A 19877-nucleotide genomic window follows, 5' to 3' on the forward strand; every position below is an offset into this window, starting at 1 on the left:
AAGCAGGGTCCGTCTTTGACGGGCCCTGCTTTTTGTTTAACGCGGGTGTGCTTTGACTGCCCAAGCTTGGTTTCGACAGGCTCAACCAATACCGTGCCGCTGCGCCAGGAACGCATCCAGCGCGGGGTTCTGGATCTCCTTAGCCAGCCACGGCACAGCCTGCGCCGCCGCCTCATCGCCGAGCACGGCCCGGTGGGATTGCGCCCGCACGGTGAACTCCCGCATTCCGCTCCGGCCCGCAAGCTCGGCCAGGCGTTCGACGAACCTCGGAGCCCGCGGCGAGCGACTAGCAATGGCAACCTCCGCCGCCGTATCCAGTAGCCGGGCCGAGTACCAGAGGTACCACGGCTTGGGTTTAAGGCCGCGGTTGATCCAGTGCTCGGCCGCCGCGAGATCGCCGTGGGCCAGGAACAGGCGCGCTTCGGCGCCCGCCGCCAAGGCCATGTAGCAGTGGTCGCCGGCAAGCTCTGCCATCACCCAAGACCGGTCAATCATGGCCGCGGCTTCCTCCAGTTGCCCCGCTGCCAGATAGGTCTCGCCGCGGACCCCGGCGACAAACGGCTCGAACGCCGTCCAGTGTTCCTCCGCTATCAGAGCCAGGGACAGGTCCAAGGAGCTGGCCGCCTGCTCCAGTTCCCCGCGAAGCAGGTACACCCGCCCAAGCAGCGCCTCGCTGAATGCCTGCTGCCTTCGGTTCCCGACAGCCCTGGCCAGCCTTCCGGACTCGGTCAGCGCGGACACCGCATCCTCATACCGGGCGGTGTCCGAGGCCAGCATCCCCTGGATCGCCAGGATCCTGGCCCGTTCGTCGGGGAAACCTTCGGCAGCCCGCATCGCCCGGTCCAGCCAGCCCGCCGCGCGGTCGGGCACACCGCGCTGCACGGACAAGTAGCCCAGCTCCCGGTACGCTGCGGCGGCAGTCCGGGAGGCGCCGTCGGGACCTTCCGCCTGCAGAGCACGGTGCAGGAAGTCCGCCACTTCGGCGCCGCGCCCGCCCGCCTGATGGATCAGCGCGCCGGACAGTGTCACGAGGGACTCGGCGATCAAATGGGCGTCACCGGTGCGCTGGGCCAGCACTACCGCGAGACGCAGCTGATCCAGTCCCCGGTCCACGGCGCCCGCCCAGAGTGACGCGCCGCCGGCGTCGATATAGGACCTCACCGTCGCCGCGGTGGCCGGCATCCCTGGATCCGCCTCCGGAGCCGCATCGGACAGCGCCCGCCGGACTTCCGCGGGCAGCGGCAGGCCAAGTTCCTCGCGGTACAGGTTGCCGCATTTGGTGACGTGCTCGCGGGCCCGGCGGTGCTCACCGAGAGCCACAAGCGCCTTGACGAGGACGGCGTTGCAGTCCGCATGGAAAGGGTCCCGCCGTAGAGCCAGCGTCGCCAACTCCACCGCATCGCCGGGAGCGCCCGAAGCCAGGGCCGCCAGCGCGGCCTCGTATAGCAGGGACTGGACGACGTTGTCCAGACGGTGGCGCTGGTCCGCCAGCCAGGAATCGAAGACCGGGGAATCGGCGAAGGACAGCCCTTCGAGCAACTGGCCGCCGAAGCGTCGCGGATCAGCGCCAGGATGGGCAGCCGAGTCCACCACTTCCAGTGCGTCGCAACGCCACGGCGGCTGCAGGGTCAGCTGCAGGGGATCGCCGGCCACCGTCACGCCGTCGAGCGTCCGGCGCAGCTCGGACAGGTTCCATCGCAGGGCACCGAGCGGGTCCGCGGCATCCGGGAACAGCAGCGACGCCGTGCGGGAGCGGCCGGTGCCGTCCGACTGCAGCGCCAGATAGGCCAGCACCGCCCAGGCCTTGCGGCCCCTGGGCTGCAGGGGAGTTGTACCGGGGGACTCGATCGCGGGCGGACCGAGGAGCCGAATCCAATTCTCGGCCATACGGCTCATGGTACGCCGAGGGATTGGCGGCGTCTGCGGGGTTCACACGTTTGCTCACACGGCGGCCGCACACACTGAAATCACCCAATCCGCACACACTCACAAGAGGTGCACATCATGGAATTTCTCGGCATCCTGCTACTTGGACTCTGGGTTCTCAGCGTTACCGTCCGCGCCGTCCTGACCGACGGCCGCGGCCACACGCCTGACATCCGCTCCACGGCGCCGTGGACGGCAGGCAACCTTCCCAGCGGGCCATACGCTTCGCCGAGGGTCTAGCCGGTTTCGGCAGGCTCAACCATCGAGAAAAGTACGACGGCGGGAGGCCGGCCTTGTGTGCCGGCCTCCCGCCTTAGCCCTCGAGCTGCAGAACGAGCTCCACGCCCACGTCATCGCCGTCGTGGATGGCGGCTGCGGCCCGGATGGCCTTCTTGACCGGCAGCAGGTACGAGCCGGTCTTGGTGTCAGGGAAGATCGACGTGGACCAGCTGTTCCCCGCGATCGAGGCCGTGACCTTCACCGAGCCGAATCCCTTGTGGAAGGGAGCGGCTTCGTCGCTGATCTCGTCCGCCAGGTCCTGCGGCAGCGTGATGAAATGCCACCCGGCTTCCTCCGGATAGTGCCACAGCCCGCCGCGGAACGAGTAAGTCGTCACGCATTGAGTATGGCACCGGCCGGGGTTTCGGGCTCAGTCAACGGCCAGTTCACACCCCCGCCACCACCGGTTCACCCGCCCCGGCAACGATGGGCGGCATGACTGCTTTCACCCGCCGTAATGTCCTCAAAGGTGCGCTGGCCGCCGCCGGTGCCGCCGCCGTCGTGCCCGCCGCGCTTTCGACAGGCTCAACCCCCGCTCACGCCGGCGTCGCGCTGGTCCGCAACCGGCTCACCCTGCCGTCCGGCATCGCCACCGGAGACGTCACCGCCGATTCCGGTGTGCTGTGGTCCCGCGCGTCGGGACCCGGACGGCTGGTGGCCAACCTGCTCGCAGTGGACGACGACGGTGCCCCGCTCCGCGGCGGCCGCGCCTTCCAGCGCGTGCTGCGGGGGAGCGCCGCCAGCGAAGCCACTGACTTCACCTCCCGGATCAACGCCGAGCATCTCCCGGCCGGCACCCGGTTCGCGCTCACCCTGCACTTCGAGGACGCGGACGGCAACGCCGGCGAGACCGCGCAGGGCTCCTTCAGCACCGCCCCGGAAACCGGACTCATCAGCAGCGGCCGCGCAGCCCGCAAACAGAGCTTCGTCTGGACCGGCGACACCGCCGGCCAAGGCTGGGGCATCAACGAGGAGATCGGCGGCATGCGCGGCTACGCGGCCATGCACGCCACCAAACCGGACTTTTTCATCCACTCCGGCGACACCATCTACGCCGACGGCCCCATCACCGCGCAGGTCACCGAGCCTGACGGGCAGGTGTGGCGCAACCTCGTCACCGAAGAGGTGTCCAAGGTGGCCGAAACCCTCAACGAGTTCCGCGGCCGGCACCGCTACAACATGATGGACCGCAACATTCGCGCCATGTACGCCGAGGTGCCGGTGATCGCCCAGTGGGACGACCACGAAACCCACAACAACTGGTACCCCGGGCAGATCATCACAGACTCCCGCTACACGGAACGCCGCGCGGACGTGCTCGCCGCCCGCGGCCGCCAGGCCTGGCAGGAATACCAGCCAATCTCCGGCCTCAGTACCCGAATCGGCGACGGCAGCACCGGCTTCGAACCCGCCCGCATCTACCGCAAAATCTCCCGCGGCCCCCAGCTGGACGTCTTCTGCCTGGACATGCGCACCTTCAAGGACCCCAACACCGACGGCAAGGAAACACACCTCACCCACATCCTGGGCCAGGAACAGGCCGAGTGGCTCATCCGCGAAGTCAGCAAGTCCAAGGCCACCTGGAAGGTCATTTCCGCCGACCTGCCGCTTGGACTGATCGTCCCCGACGGCGCGGTCAACCAAGAATCCCTGGCAAACCGCGACGCCGGCGCCCCATTGGGCAAGGAACTCGAGATCGCCGGGGTGCTTTCCGCGTTCAAGCGCAACCGGGTTAAAAACGTGGTGTGGCTCACGGCCGACGTCCACTACTGCGCCGCCCACCATTACTCGCCGGAGCGCGCCGGCTTCACCGACTTCGACCCCTTCTGGGAATTCGTGGCCGGTCCCATCAACGCCGGCAGCTTCGGCCCCGGCGAACTGGACGGCACCTTCGGGCCAGAGAGGGTGTTCTACAAGACCGGCGCCTACGCCAACCAGTCCCCGCGCACCGGCGAAAACCAGTTCTTCGGCCACGTGGACCTGACCGAGGACGACGCCTTCACCGTCAGCCTCCGCAACGCCAACGGCACCGTTCTCTGGAGCAAGGCCCTGCAGCCGGAGCGGTAGCAACGTACGACGGCGGCGGTCAGCCCTCGATGTCCACTGACCGCCGCTCGGCGTCGCTGAGCCGCGCGGCGTCCAGCACTTCGAGTGTATGCACGGCTTCGGCGCCGGGGACCGGCTCGGGTCCCTTGCCGGCAACGGCCAGGGCGAACTGCTCGTAGTAGGCCTGATAGGCACCCTGCTCGGACGGCACGCGGAACTGGCCCGCCGCCGTCGTGAGCGTTCCCCAGCGGGCCTCGTCCTCGTAACCCCACGCCGCGGGGTCGTCGGCCGGGCGCCGGCCCGCGATGGCCGCGACGGCCTGCACGTCGCTCTGCTGCGAGACGTAGCTGCCGTCGGAACCGAGCAGCCGCATTTCCCGCGCGACGAGCCGGTTGCTCTTGGTGGCCGAGACGTGGGACTTCACGCCGTTCCGGTGCACGATGCTCACAAAGAAGCCCGAGTCGGTGCGGCCGGCGTCCAGGTCCACCCAGTCGAGCGTGGCGAACACGGTGGCCGCCGGGCCGAAGAGCCACAGCGCCTGGTCCACCAGGTGGCTGCCGAGGTCGCGCAGCAGTCCGCCCGCCGGGCCGGCCTCGAGGGTGTCAGGCTGGTCCAGGTCGAAGCGCGACTCAAAACGAGCCACGTGGCCCACTGCGCCGGAGTCCAGCACCGAGCGCAGCGTCCGGATGTCCGTGTCCCCGCGGCGGTTGTGGAAGACGTTGAGGATGACCCCGGCGTCCGCGGCGGCCTTGACGAGTTCGCGCCCCACTTCGGCATTCGGGGCGAAGGGCTTGTCCGCCACCACATGGACGCCGGCCGCAACCGCTTCGAGCACCAGCTCCCGGCGCGTCTCCGGCGGCGTGGTGATCACCACCGCATCCACTCCGGCAGCCAGCACTTCGGTGAGGGAATCGTAGAGCGGCACCCCCGGGTACTCCGCCGCGGCCTCGGCGCGGCGGGCAGGGGAGCGGGTCACGATGCCGGCGAGTTCCACTCCGTCCGCGGCCGTGACGAACGGAGCGTGGAAGAACCGGCCGCCGAAACCGAATCCAACAAGTCCAAGTTTCACAAGATCTCCTTTGTCCCCCTGGCGGCGTTGCCTCGGGGATAGTTTGTCCTTATGTTAGAACAAATACCGGAGAACTAGCACGCGTGAAAAGCCATCAGCGCCGAAAAGGACCTGCGACCTGCAACGGGCTACGCGGTGCGCGCCTTCCTGGCGGTGACCAGCAAGTATTCCCAGTCCATTTTCGCCGTCGAATCGCCCTGGGCTTCGAGGTACGTGCCGGCCAGCTCCGTGAGTGCCTTGTCCAGGTCCTTCGCCCTGTCTTCATCGTCGCCCAGGAACTTGTAGACGGAAATGGTGGGGCCGTAGTGGGACTTGAAGTAGTGCACGAAGTCCTCCGGATGGTGGAAGCTGGTGATGGCCACTGTCTTCTTTGCCGTCTGGACATCCGTGATCCTGTCGCCGAAAAGCTCGCGGACGTGGTCCTCAGTGCCCCAGAGCGGCGGCGGCTGTGCGCCGGGCGGGGGCGGCGGAGCGAACGGCTTCATGGCGGCGAACATCTTTCCGATGAACCCTTCGGGCGTCCAACTCATCAGGCCGATGGTGCCGTCAGGTTTGCAGACCCGCACCAGTTCGTCGGCACTCGCCTGGTGGTGCGGCGCGAACATCACGCCCAGGCAGGACATCACCACGTCGAACTCGTTGTCCCCGAACGGGAGCGCCTCGGCATCGGCTTCCTTCCATTCGAGCTCGGCGCCGCGATCTGCAGCCTGCCGGCGGCCGGCGTCGAACATTTCCGGGGTGAGGTCGCTCGCTATCACCTCCGCTGCCATCATGGCGGCCGGAATGGCCGCGTTGCCCGCGCCGGCGGCCACGTCAAGGACGCGCTGGTGGGACTTGATGTGGCAGGCTTCGACGAGGATCGCTCCGAGCTCCGAAATCAGTTCGCTGGCGAGGGCCGGGTAGTCGCCCTGCGCCCACATGGCGCGGAGCTTCTGCTTCAGTTCCCGGTCCGCCGCGATTGCATCGGTCTGGTCATTCATAGTGGCACCCCTCTGCTGTGGCAGGTTCTGGAAGACAGCGCGCTGTGAGCCCAGTGGAGGCTGTGGTGTGAGTTATTTTGGCCGCGGACCGGCGGGAAGTAAAGGTGCCCGCGGAAGCTGACCAGGGAGGGTGCGTTCCCGTACTGGCGAGTAGAAACCGTGCTAGCACGGAAGTGCGGGCGGGGTGCCCGGAGCCACCATGGATACATCGGAACGCGCGGGAAACCGGCGGATCCGAAGCCCGGAATCGCCGGGCAAACCACCCCACACACACAGCATCTTTCCCTCAGGAGAACCCCCGTGTTCAACGCATCAAGCACCAAGAAGTCCCGCACCTCCCGCCGCAGCAAGGCAGCCGTGGTGGCCGCCCTTGGACTGGGCATGGTCGCAGCACCCTTCGCCCTGGCCGCCCCGGCCCAGGCCGCCGGCACCAACTACGCCTGCTCGGTCACCCCGCTCCGGCCGGCGTTCGCCGGGTTCAATTCGTCCGGCGTGAAGCTGGTGGACTACCAGATCCAGGTCCACTGCAATACGGACCGCTACGTCAACATCACCCAGCAGCGCTGGGAGCAGGACGATTGGCCCAACCCCGACGACCATCTGGGCACCACCAACTTCAGCCGCCACCTCAACCAGTACAGCGGCACCGTGACCCTCCACAACGTACGCACCCTGGTGGACGGCGAGATCGGCAACGAGGAGCTCTACCAGAAAGTCAGCTTCCAGGAAGGCAGCAACGGCGTCTGGTCCCCGTACACCGGCTGGCACTACAGCGGCGTCACTTCAATGTCGAACTGACGCCCGCCCGGGGGAGCCGCTGAGCCGGTCCCCGCAATGCCCAAGACCCGGTTCCCCCAACCGGGTCTTGGGTTGTTTTAATCCAGCGCCCGCCGCTCACCTGCCAGAACCGCTTCTTCACGGGCGATGTAATAACGACGGCGGTCCTGCAGCCGCGCTTGCTGCCCCGGCGAAGGGATCCGGGCGCCCTTCGCACGGTTGCAGCTGCTGCAGGCGGCCACAAAGTTCTTCAAGGACGTGGCACCTCCCTTGGACCACGGGTAGAAATGGTCGCCATGTTCCGCGGGGCGCGAGCACCGCCGTCGAAACGCGCCTTCCATTTCGCATTGCCCGTCCGCGCGCGCCATCCCCTCGCGGCGCTGCTGGCGGGTGAAACGGCGGACCGGGTCCCGGCGTCGGACGTCCCGGCTTTGCATGATGATGGAGACGACCACCAGCACGGCGAGCAGCACGCCCGGGCCGGCCATGGCCGGCAGGACGCCGCCGAACGTTTGCTGCAGCACGGCGGAGACAGTCGTCGCCGGCTGGGCGGGGACCGGCTTCGCCGCACCCGGCGTGAGTGCAAGGTAGGCCGAGGCGAAAAGCCAGAGTCCCGCGAGCAGCACCAGCAGCCGGAGCCCCTGGCGTGTCCAGTAAATGCGCTTCAGTTCCACCATCTTGATCCCCCAATCAAACATGCTCCGTTGACGAAGCCGGTGCGGCAGCCAGTGAGACAGATCGTACCGGCGGGGCCGTCAGGGCGCCGGCACGCCGGGCCCCGCACCGCCGTCGTGCCTTTCCGTACGGTTCTGGCCCCACCACGCCCGAAAGTGCGGGACACTGGAAGTCACACCACCCACGAAAGCGGACCACACTTTGATCAATCTCCAGCAGGACGCCGACGGCTTCATCCGGATGAACCGGCACTTCCCGGAAAGCGTCCGGATCACCGTCACCTTTGCGGACGGTACCACGGAGGAACTCTCCGGCGGCAGGCTCAACAAGGCCTATGACGCCGCCCTGGCCGAATACCGCGCGCAGAACCACCTGGACGCCAGGGGATACTCGCGCTCGCCGAAGAAGAAAACCAGCTCCGGAAACAAAATCGAGTTCGTGCCCGTCCACCCCGGCATGGGCGACTGACTCCACCGCCCCGCACCACGAAGAAGGCTGAGCATGGCACCGAGCAGAGGATTGCGCTCCGAACCGGGCCGGCCCGCCGGCACCGGCCGGCTCGATCCGCTGCTGTATCCGTGGGATCCGCCCGAGACCTCGGGCGTCATGGGCGCCGACGGTTTTCTGCCGCTTGAGCCCTCATCCGGCCTGGATGAAGCCCTCGCGCGGGCCAACGCGGCACCGCTGGAGTGCCGATCAATGGTGGTCTCCATCGGCTCGAATGCCAGTGCCGACGTGATGCGCCGGAAGTTCGCCGCCTACCACCAGCCTGTCAGTCCGGTGCTGCCGCTGGTCCGCGGGCGGCTCCACAACATCGCCGTCGGCCACTCTGCCCACGTGAGCAGTGGCGGCTACATTGCCGCCGCTCCCTACCCCCGGCCTGGGGAGCGCACCGGGGTGTGGGTGTCCTGGCTGGACGACCTCCAGCTGACGGCACTGGACGAAACCGAGCCCAACTACCGGCGGATCCAGCTCGACGGCGGCGCCTGCCCGCTCGCGCTCGACCGCGGCGAGCGTCCGGAGGACTTCTCGCTGTTCACCTCACGCTGGGGCGTTCTGACCGACGGCGACGGCGGGAAGCTTCCCTTCGTGGACCAGCCGGTCCTCTTCGGGCTGCTCGCCGGCAGCGGCACCGGGGACCAGGCGGAAGAGGGAAAAGCGGTGTTCGACGGCCCTCCGGAACTCGTGGCCGAACAGCTCGCCCGGCCGTCGGTCCAGACATGGGCCAGGGACTGGTTCAGCTCGGCCGGACTGGCGGCACCCGCAGACTTCGGCGGCCTCTGCGCGAAGTAGCCGCCGCTGGCTGCCGTTGTACGCCGCGGGGCCGCCGGGCCGCGGGGCCACCAGCAGCCGCGGGCCGCCGGCCGCATCAGCGCGCCGCGATGTGCTCCGCAACATACGCGGCATCCCGGCCGACGCCCGCCACGATGGCCGACCAATGCCCGTTCAGCCACGGCAGCCCCACGACGTACAGGCCAGGGTGCTCGGTGATTCCGCGGTGGTGCCGGGGATAGTTCCACTCGTCCAGCACGGGTATGTCCAGGATGCCGAAGTCGAGCCGGTACCCGGTGGCCCAGAGGACGGACATGATGTTTGCGGCGCCCAGGTCCAGCCGGGCGGGCTCGGACGGCAGCCAGTGGTCCTGGCGCGGCGGATCGGCCTCCGGTGCCGGGATCCCCGCCGCGGCAATGTAGGCGTCGAACATCGGCTGCAGGCGTTGGCGGAACCCGGCCTCGACAATAGCCAGGCGCTCCGGAAGGTCGTCGCTGAAGGTGAGTCCGCCGTCGTCGGCTGCTTCCAGGTGGCCGTGCAGCCGGACGCCGCGGCGGCCGAGGTCGCGCAGGTGGATGTCGTGGCCGCCGTCGGCGCCGGAGAGCAGCGGGTTGCACATGAACCGCGCCGCGGGGGAGGGCAGCTGCTCTACGGTGAGGCCGTTCAGCCCGTACTCCGGGCCGTGCAGGCCGATCTGGATCATCCAGTGGATCGCGTCCTTGCCGCGGTACCGGCGGGGTGCCTCCGGGCAGGCGGACACGGCCAGATGGACTTCGCGGCCCGCCGACAGCAGGTCCTCGGCCACCTGCCCACCGGACTGGCCGGTGCCCACGATCAGGACGGCACCGTCCGGCAGCTGGCCCGGGTGGCGGTAGTCATGGGTGTGCAGTTGCACGATGTGCCCCGGCAGATCTGCGGCGAAAGCAGGGACTTTCGGTTTCTGGTAGGCGCCGGTGGCCAGCACCACGTTGCGCGCCCGCCGGATGCCCTCGGTGGTGTCCACGCGGAAGCCGCCGTCCTCCGCCACGATCCGGGTGACGTCCGTGCCGGTGCTCACCGGCGCGCCGATGCGCTCCGCATAGTTCCGGAAGTACCCGATCAGCTCGTCCCGCGGCATAAAGGCGTCCGGCTCAGCACCGTCATACGGCCTGCCCGGCAAATCCAGCGAGAAGTTCGGTGTGTTGAGGCAGAACGCATCCCAGCGGTCCTGCCAGGCGCCGCCCAGGGCGGCACGCCGCTCCAGCAATTGATGTTCGACGCCGGCACGGCTCAGCCAGTAGCTGGTCGCCAGGCCGGCCTGCCCCGCGCCGATCACTAGGGTGTCCAGAATCGGTCCCATGAAAAAACCATACGCCGGGCCGGGAAGGTTTCAAGGGGGTATTGGGGCTTCCGTCCGTGACGGGCTGCGGCACAACTCTGGAGTCCGCGTTTGTCACGGAAGAGTGGTCGGCCCCTTTCACCGAAGTCTTGGGGAGCTTCTGACGGCCAGGTCATGGATCGCCACGGACTTCACTGGCTCATCGGGTACGAGCCCGGCCCGTGAGCGACGCACAGTTGCACGCGCAGTTGGCCAGCAAACGCTGTTAGTTTCCTCGCGGCAGAAGCCGCGCCAGCGCCCAGTCCCAGCCAATCAGCTCCTGCTCCAGGCGGACAGCCGAACCGAACTCGCCGTCAGCGAGAGACTGATAAAGCTCAGACTCCTCTGCCGTCAGCCGCGTAAGTGCGGCCGTTGCAGGCGTCGGTTCCGAGCCCCACGCATCGCGGTGTTCCAGCAGGGTTGCCCGGTCCATCAGCACACTTCCCACATGCGGATGGGCTGCCCTCAGTTGGTCCAGGATGCGGAAGCCGTGGGTGTCCAGGTCACCCCAATAGAGGACCTCGCAGTCCTGAAGCCAGGCCGCGTCACGCAGCGCGGAAAAACCGTAGCCCGCACCGAAGAGGGCCAAAGCACCGGGCCGCTCCGGCAGGGCCAGGAAGTTGACGAGGTTTTCGGTGACGACCACCGTGCGGACCGGCAAACGTAAAGTGCGGAAGGCGTCCGCGGTTACCGTGACGTCGCGGGCGTCGCCCAGGAGCGGAATCTCCGGGTCCAGCATTCGGAACCGGACCAGTTCAGGCGGATGGATGAAGCCGTGGCGTTCAGCAAAACGCCCCGCCGGTGTGCGGGCTGCTGCGTTGCCGAGGACGGCATCGCCCGGTTCTGCATTGCCCAGGACGGCGTCCGTCTGTTCTTCGGCCGTCGGCTCGCTGGGCATGGTCGCCTTCAGCGCTGCGGCCATCTCGTCCACCACCCGCCGATGGGTCTCCAGGAACTTGGTGTGCACGCCGGGCAGGCTCAGCTGCCGCACGTATATTCCGGGCGCCGGGGTGCTGAGTAACCAGAGGGCCACGCGCCCGGCTGTCAGCGCAGCTTCTTCCAGCGCCAGTAGCTGAAGCGGCCGCTTCCACGCCCACTGGCGAAGTGCCGGATCCAACGCCGACAATTCGTCCGCGAGTTCCCGGAACCGGGCCGCATCACGGGTCTTACCGACGAAGGCGATCTCGTCGTCGACCGACTCGAACACCGCTGCGGCGGGCAGCCGGTTGGAACCGATGGTGGTCCGCCCGACGTCGGCGGTCTCCAGCGTGTAGCGCCCGGCAGCCACGAACAATTCGCTTGCCCACGCATGTGCGGCGGCGTAGTCCGTCCGGAGGCCGGCCGCCGTCGGACGTTTTAGCGGGCGGCGGCGGGGATATGCACCGGTAGGTTCCAGCAGTTCGCGCAGCAGCGCCCCGCTGTCCCAGGCCTTCAACGACAGAGCGCGGAGCATTGCCAGCGTGGTCCAGCCGCTGGTCCGCGGGCTGGTCCGTGCCCCTGGCCCCTCAGTCGGCACGCCGGTCCCGTTCGTCCCGGTATTCCTGGATGGTCATGTTACGCAGCTGCGAATCGTCGCCATTGACGTTGGCCACGAATCCCACGTGGGACACAAACGGCTCGATCACATGGATCTTCTGCAACGGAGTCACGATAAGCAACTGCAGCTTCATCCGCTGGAACAGCTCCAGCCCGTACCGCGCCGACTCATCGGAGCCGCGGCCGAACGCCTCATCAATCACGACGAACCGGAAGCTACGTCCGCTCCCGGCGTTCTTTCCGGCGCCCTTGCCGGACGCGAGCCCGAACTGGAACGCGAGGGCGGCAGCCAGAATGGTGTAGGCGAGCTTCTCCTTTTGGCCGCCGGACTTTCCACCGGAGTCCGTGAAATGCTCAAACTCCTCGCCGGTCTCGGTCCACTTTTCCGAAGCGGAGAACGTGAACCAATTCCGGACGTCCGTGACCTTGGCCGTCCATCGTTCATCGAGGGTGGTGTAGCCGTCCCGGCCGCGGAAGCGTTCAATCAGCCGGGCAACCTGCAGGTACTTCTGCTCGGAATACTGGTCATCGTCGCCGATGGTCCCTTCCGAACAGGCCCGCAGGTCCATCCCGAACTGCCGGACGTCCAGGTCGGTGCTGTTCTGGTGCTCCAGCTGGATGTGCCGGCCGGAGTTGTACTCGATCCCGGCCAGGGAAAGGTTGATTTCGCAGATCCGGTTCACGATGTCCTGGCGGCGGCTGTCCAGGAAAGCGTTGAAGGCCACCACCTCATGGATGGTGTTTTGGTTCAGCGATTCCTTGAAATGGGCCTCGAACCGGGGGAGGTCGTTGCTGACGAGCTGCTCCAGGAGCTTGGCGAAGTCGCCGGCTGCCTCGAGGGCGGCGTCGATCTCGACCGTCTCGTTCGGGTACGTGTTCCGGAACTCGGCCATGAGCCGGACAGTCTTTTCCGCGGCACGCGCGATCTGTTTGGAAAGCGCATCGATGCTGTCCGTCAGCCCGGATCGGACCGCACTTTCCACAGTGCCGGTGTTCTTGTAGGTGAGCGTTTTGCCGGCGAGTTCTGCGCCGGCAAGGCGGGCCACGGCAGCCAGCACCGCGCCGTCGCCCGTCAACGGGGTTTCCTTGAGGACGTCACGGCAGTCCGCGATCGCCTCGGCGATGTCCTTGGCCGCACCCTCATTGGAGCCGATCCGGCGCTGGACGTCGTCGGCCCGCGTTTGAAGGCGGTCCAGGGTCCCGGAAATCTCGGTTTCCTTCGCCGTGAGCTCCCGGAGTACATCGCTGGTGGATTCCAGCTGGGTCTTCTCCGCCTTGAGGTCCTCAATGCGCCGCGCGGTGAGCTGCCAGCTGACCTCTGCGAAGTCCGACACCGAGCCGATGGTCCCCAGCTGCTGGTTCTGCCGGCCGACGGCGCCCAGGGAAGCGTTGACCCGCGAGAGCTGGCCGGCCACCACGCTGAGCTGCCCCTGGAGGTCGTCCTGTTCGGCGCGGAAGCGGCTGATCTTGTCGTGGTTGTCCCAGCCGAGGACGTAATTGCGGCGGTCCGAGAGGTCCTGCCGGTCGTCCTTTTCGTGCCGCCCGCGCCCGCCCTTGAGCTGGCCGTTGGCGGTGAGGGCCTTGGAGCGTCGGCGGAAATCCTCGAGGGTGTCGCAGCAGAAATAGTCGAAGCGGCTGCTGAGCTCATCCAGCAGGAAGTCACGGAACGGCGTTCCCTGTTTGATGGCGATTTTCGCGGCAAGGGTGCCCGCTTCGGCCGGCTTCGGCGCGTACGACTCGCCGATCTTCAGGTACACCAGCCGGCCGCGCAGGTTGTTGCCGTCCACCCAGCCGCTCACCGCAGCGTAGTGTTCCGACGGAACCAGGAGCGAGAGTGCAAAACCCCGCAGGGTGCGCTCGGCAGCGCCTTCCCACGCCGCTTCGCCGTCGCGGACGCGCAGCAGCTCGCCGGCGTACGGCAGCTCGGACTCCCGGATTCCGGTCCCGTCACACAGCCGACGGCGGAGCTCCAGTTGGGGGCGCGGCAGCAGGTTGGGCCGGGACTGCAGGCTGGTCAGCTCAGCGGCGATGTCGGTGGCGCGGCTGGTGAGCGCCGTGCGCGTCATGGTGAGCTCGGTGCGGCTGTCCTGCAGCTCGTCGGCCTTGGCGGCGAGCTCTATTTCGACTTCGGCGAGCCGTGCCCGGTTGGCGTCGAACAGCACGCGGTCCGCCGGGGCCTGAAGACCAAGGTCTGCCGCTGCCTCTGCGTACTTGTCAAACCGCGCCCGCTGCGCCCTAGACTCCTCGCCCAGCCGCGCGGCTTCGGCCTCGATGGCGGCCAGCCGTCCGCCGCCGTTGCTGCGGATGTCCTCCTTGACAGCCGCCAGGTCGAGCCGGAGCTGGGTGATTTCGGTGGCGAGCTTGCCGCTGTCCTCCTGCAGCCGGACGCCGGTGCTGTGCAGTTCTGCCTGGTGCTCGAGGCTGAGCTGCAGCTTCCGGTCCGTGAACCAGGGGTGCAGCTGGTCCCGCTGCCGGCGAGCGAATTCATCTTCGGCGCTCAGACTGGTGTGCTGGGCGGCGCCCTGGGTGATGGGCGTCAGCAGCGCGATCTGGTCCTTGGCCCGGAGGACGGCGTCGTGGGCCTTCTTCAGATCGTCGAAATGGTGGATGAGGTTGCCGATCCGGGCCTGGACGTCATCTTCTTCGAGCATGTTGGTGCGCACGAAGTTGGTGATGTTTTCCACCTGCTTCATGGACACCGTGCGGTGGAACAGCTCCATGGCCTGGTTGCCGCTGATGCCGAACTGCCTTTTGAAGGCTGCTGCGTAGGGCTCGAACGTGTCGTGGATGGAGGCGCCGGCCGCCCGGAGCTGCTTCTTCAGCTTCGCGGGGTCCTGACCGAAGTTGGCGAAGTCCCCGGCGATGGACTGCTCGCCCTCCATCAGCGAGTAGAAGCGGCTGGGCTGGCCTGCTTCCTGCGTGGCCCACAGGCTGATCGCCAGCGTGATCGATTTGCCGAGGACGGCGTTGTGGAAGACGCCCAGCACCACTGACAGTTTGCCGGTGCCGCGCAGCGCCACCGGCTTGGAGTATTCGCCGCCGGTGCTGCGGGTGCTCTTGTGGAAGCCGCGCACATAGGACATCAGGGTGCGTTCCTTCTTCTGTGCACCCGCGGCCTTGTTGTACTCGATCCTGTTGGCCGGCAGCAGCAGCGTGGTGATGGCGTCCACCACCGTTGACTTGCCGGAACCGATGTCGCCGGTCAGCAGGCTGTTGGATCCGTCCAGCCGGAACGTACGGACCTCCCGGTGGAACGTACCCCAGTTGAGCAGCTCCAAACGGTGCAGCCGGAAGCCCGGGGGAGTACCGGCGTCGTCCGCTTTTTCATCGAGGCTGAATAGCATGTCCTGCTGGTCGGTCAACTGGGTGCTCACGGGAGGTTTCCTTCCGTCGTGTCGGGCCCCGAAGCGGTGCCCGTGCCCGCGCCGGTGAGGGAGGCGCGGTAATCGGCCAGCCGCGCGTCGAACTCTTCCAGCCACTGGGCGTCAACGTAGGCCTTGAGGATGCGGGCCACCTCGTAGGCGCCGGGCTGGTTGCGGAGTTTGCGCAGGAAGCCCAGTTCCACCACTTTTTTAATGTTGGTGCCGAGCTGGTCCAGGATCCTGGCCTCGTTGCTGGATTCTGGCAGGAAGACGGCGACCATGTCTGCGATGTCCTGTTCGGTCATGATGAGGCGGAGCTCGCTGCTGTTGGTGTCGAATTCCAGCATCCGGCCGCGGAGCAGCGCCAGGAGCAGGCTGACGTTGAAGGTCAGCGGTCGCCGGGGGATCAGCCTTGGCAACGTACCGTCCGGGTCCTCACGCGATTTCAGGAATGCGTAGCCCTCGGATTCATCCAGGATGAGGTCCAGGCCCAGAACTGCCACGTAGTCGCGGACGTGGGAGGACAGGCCCAGCAGCGACTGCCAGACCTTCTCGTCCGACTCGGCGTACACCACGCCTTTGAAGAGCTTGGTCACGACGCCGGGAAGTTCTTCGGGCGCGTTCGTTGCCGGTGTATCAGTGTGGTTCATGCGGGCCTCACAAAGACAATCTGTTCAACGGTGGCTTCCCGGGTGCTGCCGTCCGGGAGCTGCCAGGACAACTGCTGGGTCCGCTCCGGGCTGATGGATGCCCAGTCCGATTCGGTGGCGAGCTGGTAATAGGCCACGATCTCGGCCAGTCCCTGGGAGAGCGGGTAGGCCTCGGTGATGTCGCCCAGAGTGGCCTGCTCGGCTCCCGCGAGGACGGCGTCGATGTTGGACTTGAGCCTTTCCGTGTCCACATGGAACTGGCTAAAGAGGGCGGCGGCGTCCACCTCGGCATCGTTTGCGGCCACCACGACGTCGTCCACCATGATCCGCCGGCTGGGCTCATACAGGGGACGTTCAAAGGGCAGTGCGACATCCACGGACTGAGCGGCTATGTCCATAAAGACTCCCGGCGGTGCCTCGGAGCGCGTGGCGAGGGCGCCGGCTTCAATGCTGCGGACCAGCTGCATGATGCGCTTGTTCTCCAGGAACACCTTGTCATCCAGGAGCCGGCGCATTTGCTGGGACAGCTGCCGGACAGTGGCCTGCGTCTGTTCGACGGCGGGCAGCCAGTCCTGGTGGAGGTTCGCCACTGCGTGGAGGTTATCCAGTTTGGCGAGGGCATCGATCTGCGTGGCCCGCTGCAGCAAGTCCCGCAGTTCGGTGCGCAGCTGCGGGGACATGAGGTAGTCCCAGAAACCCTGGAAAGTGCGGCCCTGGAGGGAGCCGCTGATGTCCTGCTGGTTGGCGAAGATCGACTCCAGCAGCTCGCCCTGTGTGCCGTCCCAGGTGGCGATCTGTTCCCGGACCTGGCGGTCCAGTTTCCGGAAGTTTTGTTCGACCTCCCGGAAGTCCGCCAGCAGATCCTTGGCGAGGGCGGTGAGCTGCTGGAAGTGGTCCAGCGCTTCCGGCCCGCTCATCACCTTGACGTGGCCGTCGCGGATCCGCTGCATCTCGGCGTCGATCCCGTCGCGCTGGCGCTGGAGTTCCGCGAGCCGGACTTCCGGGTCCGTTTCTGACTGCTGGACGAGCTGCTTGAGCACGGCGAAGATGCTGGTCAGCCGCGACTGGGTGGCCACGAAGTCACGGCCGGGCAGGCTCTCCACCCACCGGACCACGTCCTCCGCCGTCGCAGTGAGGTCGTAGCGCGGCTCGTCCTGCCCGGGAACGTAGTATTTCCGCAGCCACGCCCGTTCCGGGGCGGCCCAGTCGTCCAGGTATTCCGAGGCCTGGCGCGGGAACTTGTCATCGCCGTAGGTTTCACGCAGCCCGAACAGCACATCATCCAGGGTGTCGATCAGGTCCTGGCGGCCAATATCCCGCTGGTTGGGTTCGGTGAACGCCGCCATAAAAAACGCGATGGCGAGCGGGGCATTCTGTGCGCGGAGCAGAGACCATCCTGCGTGGTTCTCACGCAGTGCATTGATTGCGTAGTAGTCCATGGTGCCCCTGCGGTGGTTTTTTACGGCGGCCGGTCGCTAGCCCTAACTTATATGCCACCACAGACATCTTAGGAGGGGAATGCGAGCCGGCGGATGACGTCTCGGCTTGCTTCGGCCTGGCGGGGAGAAAGAGCGCCTGTGCTGCCGCCGGCAGCGCAACCCGGCTACCGGCGTCGTTCGTCACTTTTCCGGCTGTCCCGCGCTGCTGGACGGATTCACCGCCGGAATCTGCAACAATACTGGAGGTGTCCGGGCGGCTCAGCGCCCGGCGCTCTTAGTTTTGAGCCAGGCTTAGCGGCCGCGGAAGGTGGGACGCATGCCGATGTGGGTGCAGGCCATGTTCTGGGGAACCCTGGCTGGCGGCGCACTGGTGCTGGGTTCCTGGCTGTCGTGGACGTGGACCATCCCCGCGAAGCTGGTTTCCTCCATCATGGCCTTCGGCGCCGGCGTGCTCATCTCCGCACTCGCCTTCGAACTGGTGGACGAGGCAGTGGACGGCGGCGGGCTGTGGCCCACGGCGGCCGGATTCCTTGCCGGGGCCGTGGTGTACGTCAGCGCCAACGCCCTGCTGGCACGCTCCGGCGCCAAACACCGCAAACGGTCCAAAGGCCAGCAGCCCACCGAGAAGGACAGCCCCGGCAGCGGCACGGCCATCGCCGTCGGCGCCCTCCTGGACGGCATCCCGGAATCCGTGGTCCTGGGCCTGGGACTCATCAGCGCCGGCGCGGTCAGCCCCGCGATGCTCGCCGCCGTCTTCATCTCCAACGTTCCCGAAGGCCTCTCCAGCACGGCGGGCATGAAGAAAGCCGGCCGCAGCGCCGGGTATGTTTTCGGCGTCTGGGGCGGCATCGCGGTGCTCTGCGGCCTGGCGTCCCTGCTGGGCTATACGGCACTGGAGAACGCGCCCGACGAAGCCGTAGCGTTCATCACCGCCGTTGCGGCCGGCGGCATCCTGGCCATGCTGGCGGACACCATGATCCCGGAGGCCTTCGAAGAGCACCACAACCTCACCGGACTCGTTGCGTCTGTGGGATTCCTGTCCGCCTTCACGATCCACCACGTGGGCGGGTAGCGCTGCCGCTTCCGACGGCGGGTCCCGGGTGCGGCGGCCGCAGTGGGTCCCGGGTGCGGCGGCCGCAGTGACCGGTCGCAGCGGTGACCGCCACCGGGACGGCCACCGCTGCTGCGGACAGTGCGGCGCCTACGGCGTGGGGCTGCCGCCGTTGACGTTCAGCGTTTCGCCCACCACGTAGCTGGACTCGGCCGACGCCAGGAATACATAGGCCGGCGCGAGTTCGGCCGGCTGGCCGGCGCGGCCCAGAGGAGTGTCCTTACCGAACTCGGGCAGGGCCTCCTTCGGCTGACCGCTGCTGACCTGAAGCGGAGTCCAGATCGGCCCGGGCGCCACGGCATTGACGCGGATTCCCTTCGGAGCGAGCTGCTGCGCCAGGCCCTTGGTGAAGTTGTTGATGCTTGCCTTCGTGGTGGCGTAATCCACCAGCGTGGGTGACGGGTTGTAGGCCTGGATGGACGTGGTGTTGATAATGGTGGATCCGGCAGGCAGGTGCGGCACTGCCGCCTTGGTCAGCCAGAACATCGCATAGACGTTGGTCTTCAGCGTGTGGTCGAACTGCTCATCGCTGATCTCCCCGATGTCCTCCTGGGCCACCTGCTTGCCGGCGTTGTTCACCAGGATGTCCAAGCCGCCGAGTTCGCGCACCGCCGTGTCCACCAGCTCGCGGCACACGGCCGCGTCCTTCAGGTCGCCGGGAGCCCTGACGGCTTTGCGGCCCGCCTTCTCGATCAGGTTTGCGATCCGTTCGGCATCTTCTTCCTCCTCCGGCAGGTAGGAAAGCACGACGTCGGCACCCTCCCGTGCGAAGGCGATCGCCGTGGCGGCGCCGATCCCGGAATCCGCGCCGGTGACAAGCGCCTTGCGACCCTCCAGCCTTCCGGTGCCGCGGTAGGTGTCCTCACCCAGGTCTGCCTTCGGTGTCAGCTTCGCGTCTAGGCCGGGCTCGGGCTGGTGCTGTTTGGGCGGCTCAATGTGCTCGTAGGCCGTCACGGGGTTCTTGAACGTGTACTGGTCGGTCATGGTGCTCCTCCGGAAGGGTTGCTCTCAACACGGACAGTCGGTCGGTGCCAGATGGCCGGCCCCGACGCATGCTAAGCATGCTTACCAATTCACCCTAACGAGGGTGTGTGCGAGTCGCAACGAGGGCGGGCTGCCGGGGGCGCGCAGGTGGGGTTGGCACGTTCCGCTGCGGCGTGTGGCACGTGGTGCGCCGGCGCAACTGCCGGTGTGATGGGCTCCACAAAAACGTCCGACGGCGGAATGCTGACTTACGGGGGACCCGTAGCCCCCGTAGCCCCCGCCGTTGCGGGGGTTTTTCGGTGTGTTCTGCGTGTTGGGGGGTGGATTTGTGTGGGGTGCTGTGGGCGTGTAAAGTAATTCGAGTCGCCGCCGCTGATGCGGAAAGATAGCGACCGACCCCCTTTCTGAATGGCC

At 67.1% G+C, this 19877-nt stretch carries 17 protein-coding genes and 1 pseudogene; 7 read left to right on the top strand and 11 right to left on the bottom strand.

What is annotated here, in order from left to right; all coding sequences use genetic code 11:
• Positions 1-81: 81 nt before the first annotated feature.
• Positions 82-1887 (bottom strand): AfsR/SARP family transcriptional regulator, encoded by a 1806-nt coding sequence (locus tag AC1MDG_RS05320; RefSeq protein ID WP_479807981.1) that lies wholly within the window; start codon positions 1885-1887, stop codon positions 82-84.
• Between the two features lie 117 nt (positions 1888-2004).
• Between AC1MDG_RS05320 and AC1MDG_RS05325 the strand changes: the two genes are divergently transcribed.
• Complete coding sequence (locus AC1MDG_RS05325; RefSeq protein ID WP_479807982.1) at positions 2005-2166, top strand: hypothetical protein; 162 nt, start codon at positions 2005-2007, stop codon at positions 2164-2166.
• Positions 2167-2239: 73 nt separating this feature from the next.
• Here the strand turns inward: AC1MDG_RS05325 and AC1MDG_RS05330 are convergent, their stop codons facing one another.
• Positions 2240-2542 (bottom strand): DUF1905 domain-containing protein, encoded by a 303-nt coding sequence (locus AC1MDG_RS05330; protein ID WP_479807983.1) that lies wholly within the window; start codon positions 2540-2542, stop codon positions 2240-2242.
• 89 nt (positions 2543-2631) lie between these two features.
• Between AC1MDG_RS05330 and AC1MDG_RS05335 the strand changes: the two genes are divergently transcribed.
• Positions 2632-4272 carry an alkaline phosphatase D family protein gene (locus AC1MDG_RS05335; RefSeq protein WP_479807984.1) on the top strand — a complete coding sequence of 547 codons (1641 nt, stop codon included), beginning with the start codon at positions 2632-2634 and terminating at the stop codon, positions 4270-4272.
• Between the two features lie 19 nt (positions 4273-4291).
• Here the strand turns inward: AC1MDG_RS05335 and AC1MDG_RS05340 are convergent, their stop codons facing one another.
• Complete coding sequence (locus tag AC1MDG_RS05340) at positions 4292-5320, bottom strand: Gfo/Idh/MocA family oxidoreductase (protein ID WP_479807985.1); 1029 nt, start codon at positions 5318-5320, stop codon at positions 4292-4294.
• 128 nt (positions 5321-5448) lie between these two features.
• Entirely contained in the window at positions 5449-6300 is an 852-nt protein-coding gene (locus AC1MDG_RS05345; RefSeq protein WP_479807986.1) for a class I SAM-dependent methyltransferase, read from the bottom strand.
• 300 nt (positions 6301-6600) lie between these two features.
• Here AC1MDG_RS05345 and AC1MDG_RS05350 point away from each other — a divergent pair, with 300 nt between their 5' ends.
• Positions 6601-7098 carry a hypothetical protein gene (locus AC1MDG_RS05350; RefSeq protein ID WP_479807987.1) on the top strand — a complete coding sequence of 166 codons (498 nt, stop codon included), beginning with the start codon at positions 6601-6603 and terminating at the stop codon, positions 7096-7098.
• A gap of 77 nt (positions 7099-7175) precedes the next feature.
• On the opposite strand, the gene AC1MDG_RS05355 is transcribed toward AC1MDG_RS05350, so the two are convergent.
• Positions 7176-7775, bottom strand: a complete 600-nt coding sequence (locus AC1MDG_RS05355; protein ID WP_479807988.1) for an HNH endonuclease — start codon at positions 7773-7775, stop codon at positions 7176-7178.
• A gap of 178 nt (positions 7776-7953) precedes the next feature.
• On the opposite strand from AC1MDG_RS05355, the gene AC1MDG_RS05360 reads away from it, so the two are divergent.
• Both AC1MDG_RS05360 and AC1MDG_RS05365 read left to right on the top strand, forming a co-directional pair.
• Positions 7954-8220 carry a hypothetical protein gene (locus AC1MDG_RS05360; protein ID WP_479807989.1) on the top strand — a complete coding sequence of 89 codons (267 nt, stop codon included), beginning with the start codon at positions 7954-7956 and terminating at the stop codon, positions 8218-8220.
• Positions 8221-8253: 33 nt separating this feature from the next.
• Positions 8254-9045 (top strand): hypothetical protein, encoded by a 792-nt coding sequence (locus AC1MDG_RS05365; protein ID WP_479807990.1) that lies wholly within the window; start codon positions 8254-8256, stop codon positions 9043-9045.
• 76 nt (positions 9046-9121) lie between these two features.
• Here AC1MDG_RS05365 and AC1MDG_RS05370 read toward each other — a convergent pair whose 3' ends face one another.
• A complete protein-coding gene (locus tag AC1MDG_RS05370; RefSeq protein WP_479807991.1) occupies positions 9122-10363 on the bottom strand; it encodes a flavin-containing monooxygenase in 1242 nt (413 codons plus the stop codon).
• A 111-nt stretch (positions 10364-10474) separates the two neighbouring features.
• Here AC1MDG_RS05370 and AC1MDG_RS05375 point away from each other — a divergent pair.
• A pseudogene (locus AC1MDG_RS05375) lies at positions 10475-10567 on the top strand (VOC family protein); the annotation flags it as partial.
• 40 nt (positions 10568-10607) lie between these two features.
• Here AC1MDG_RS05375 and AC1MDG_RS05380 read toward each other — a convergent pair.
• The 4 genes from AC1MDG_RS05380 to AC1MDG_RS05395 are packed head-to-tail and all read right to left on the bottom strand — an operon-like array spanning position 10608 to position 17368.
• A complete protein-coding gene (locus AC1MDG_RS05380; RefSeq protein ID WP_479807992.1) occupies positions 10608-11897 on the bottom strand; it encodes a Wadjet anti-phage system protein JetD domain-containing protein in 1290 nt (429 codons plus the stop codon).
• On the bottom strand, positions 11887-15291 hold the full coding sequence (locus AC1MDG_RS05385; protein ID WP_479807993.1) for an ATP-binding protein: 3405 nt from the start codon (positions 15289-15291) through the stop codon (positions 11887-11889). Before AC1MDG_RS05385 ends, AC1MDG_RS05380 begins: the two co-directional genes overlap by 11 nt.
• Entirely contained in the window at positions 15288-15929 is a 642-nt protein-coding gene (locus AC1MDG_RS05390; RefSeq protein WP_479807994.1) for a DUF4194 domain-containing protein, read from the bottom strand. The genes AC1MDG_RS05385 and AC1MDG_RS05390 overlap by 4 nt, the downstream gene beginning before the upstream one ends.
• Positions 15926-17368 carry a DUF3375 domain-containing protein gene (locus AC1MDG_RS05395; protein WP_479807995.1) on the bottom strand — a complete coding sequence of 481 codons (1443 nt, stop codon included), beginning with the start codon at positions 17366-17368 and terminating at the stop codon, positions 15926-15928. The genes AC1MDG_RS05390 and AC1MDG_RS05395 overlap by 4 nt, the downstream gene beginning before the upstream one ends.
• A 316-nt stretch (positions 17369-17684) precedes the next feature.
• On the opposite strand from AC1MDG_RS05395, the gene AC1MDG_RS05400 reads away from it, so the two are divergent.
• On the top strand, positions 17685-18440 hold the full coding sequence (locus tag AC1MDG_RS05400) for a ZIP family metal transporter (protein ID WP_479807996.1): 756 nt from the start codon (positions 17685-17687) through the stop codon (positions 18438-18440).
• Between the two features lie 129 nt (positions 18441-18569).
• Here the strand turns inward: AC1MDG_RS05400 and AC1MDG_RS05405 are convergent, their stop codons facing one another.
• Entirely contained in the window at positions 18570-19463 is an 894-nt protein-coding gene (locus AC1MDG_RS05405; protein WP_479807997.1) for an SDR family oxidoreductase, read from the bottom strand.
• Between the last annotated feature and the right edge of the window lie 414 nt (positions 19464-19877).

It is taken from the genome of Arthrobacter sp. AIWTK1 (genome assembly GCF_056680535.1).

Bases quoted from the DNA above. Each gene is read 5' to 3' on its own strand.
- AC1MDG_RS05325 (WP_479807982.1), top strand. From the start codon at position 2,005: ATGGAATTTCTCGGCATCCTGCTACTTGGACTCTGGGTTCTCAGCGTT.
- AC1MDG_RS05335 (WP_479807984.1), top strand. From the start codon at position 2,632: ATGGGCGGCATGACTGCTTTCACCCGCCGTAATGTCCTCAAAGGTGCG.
- AC1MDG_RS05370 (WP_479807991.1), bottom strand. From the start codon at position 10,363: ATGGGACCGATTCTGGACACCCTAGTGATCGGCGCGGGGCAGGCCGGC.
- AC1MDG_RS05345 (WP_479807986.1), bottom strand. From the start codon at position 6,300: ATGAATGACCAGACCGATGCAATCGCGGCGGACCGGGAACTGAAGCAG.
- AC1MDG_RS05400 (WP_479807996.1), top strand. From the start codon at position 17,685: ATGCCGATGTGGGTGCAGGCCATGTTCTGGGGAACCCTGGCTGGCGGC.
- AC1MDG_RS05355 (WP_479807988.1), bottom strand. From the start codon at position 7,775: ATGTTTGATTGGGGGATCAAGATGGTGGAACTGAAGCGCATTTACTGG.
- AC1MDG_RS05320 (WP_479807981.1), bottom strand. From the start codon at position 1,887: ATGGCCGAGAATTGGATTCGGCTCCTCGGTCCGCCCGCGATCGAGTCC.
- AC1MDG_RS05365 (WP_479807990.1), top strand. From the start codon at position 8,254: ATGGCACCGAGCAGAGGATTGCGCTCCGAACCGGGCCGGCCCGCCGGC.
- AC1MDG_RS05390 (WP_479807994.1), bottom strand. From the start codon at position 15,929: ATGAACCACACTGATACACCGGCAACGAACGCGCCCGAAGAACTTCCC.
- AC1MDG_RS05395 (WP_479807995.1), bottom strand. From the start codon at position 17,368: ATGGACTACTACGCAATCAATGCACTGCGTGAGAACCACGCAGGATGG.
- AC1MDG_RS05405 (WP_479807997.1), bottom strand. From the start codon at position 19,463: ATGACCGACCAGTACACGTTCAAGAACCCCGTGACGGCCTACGAGCAC.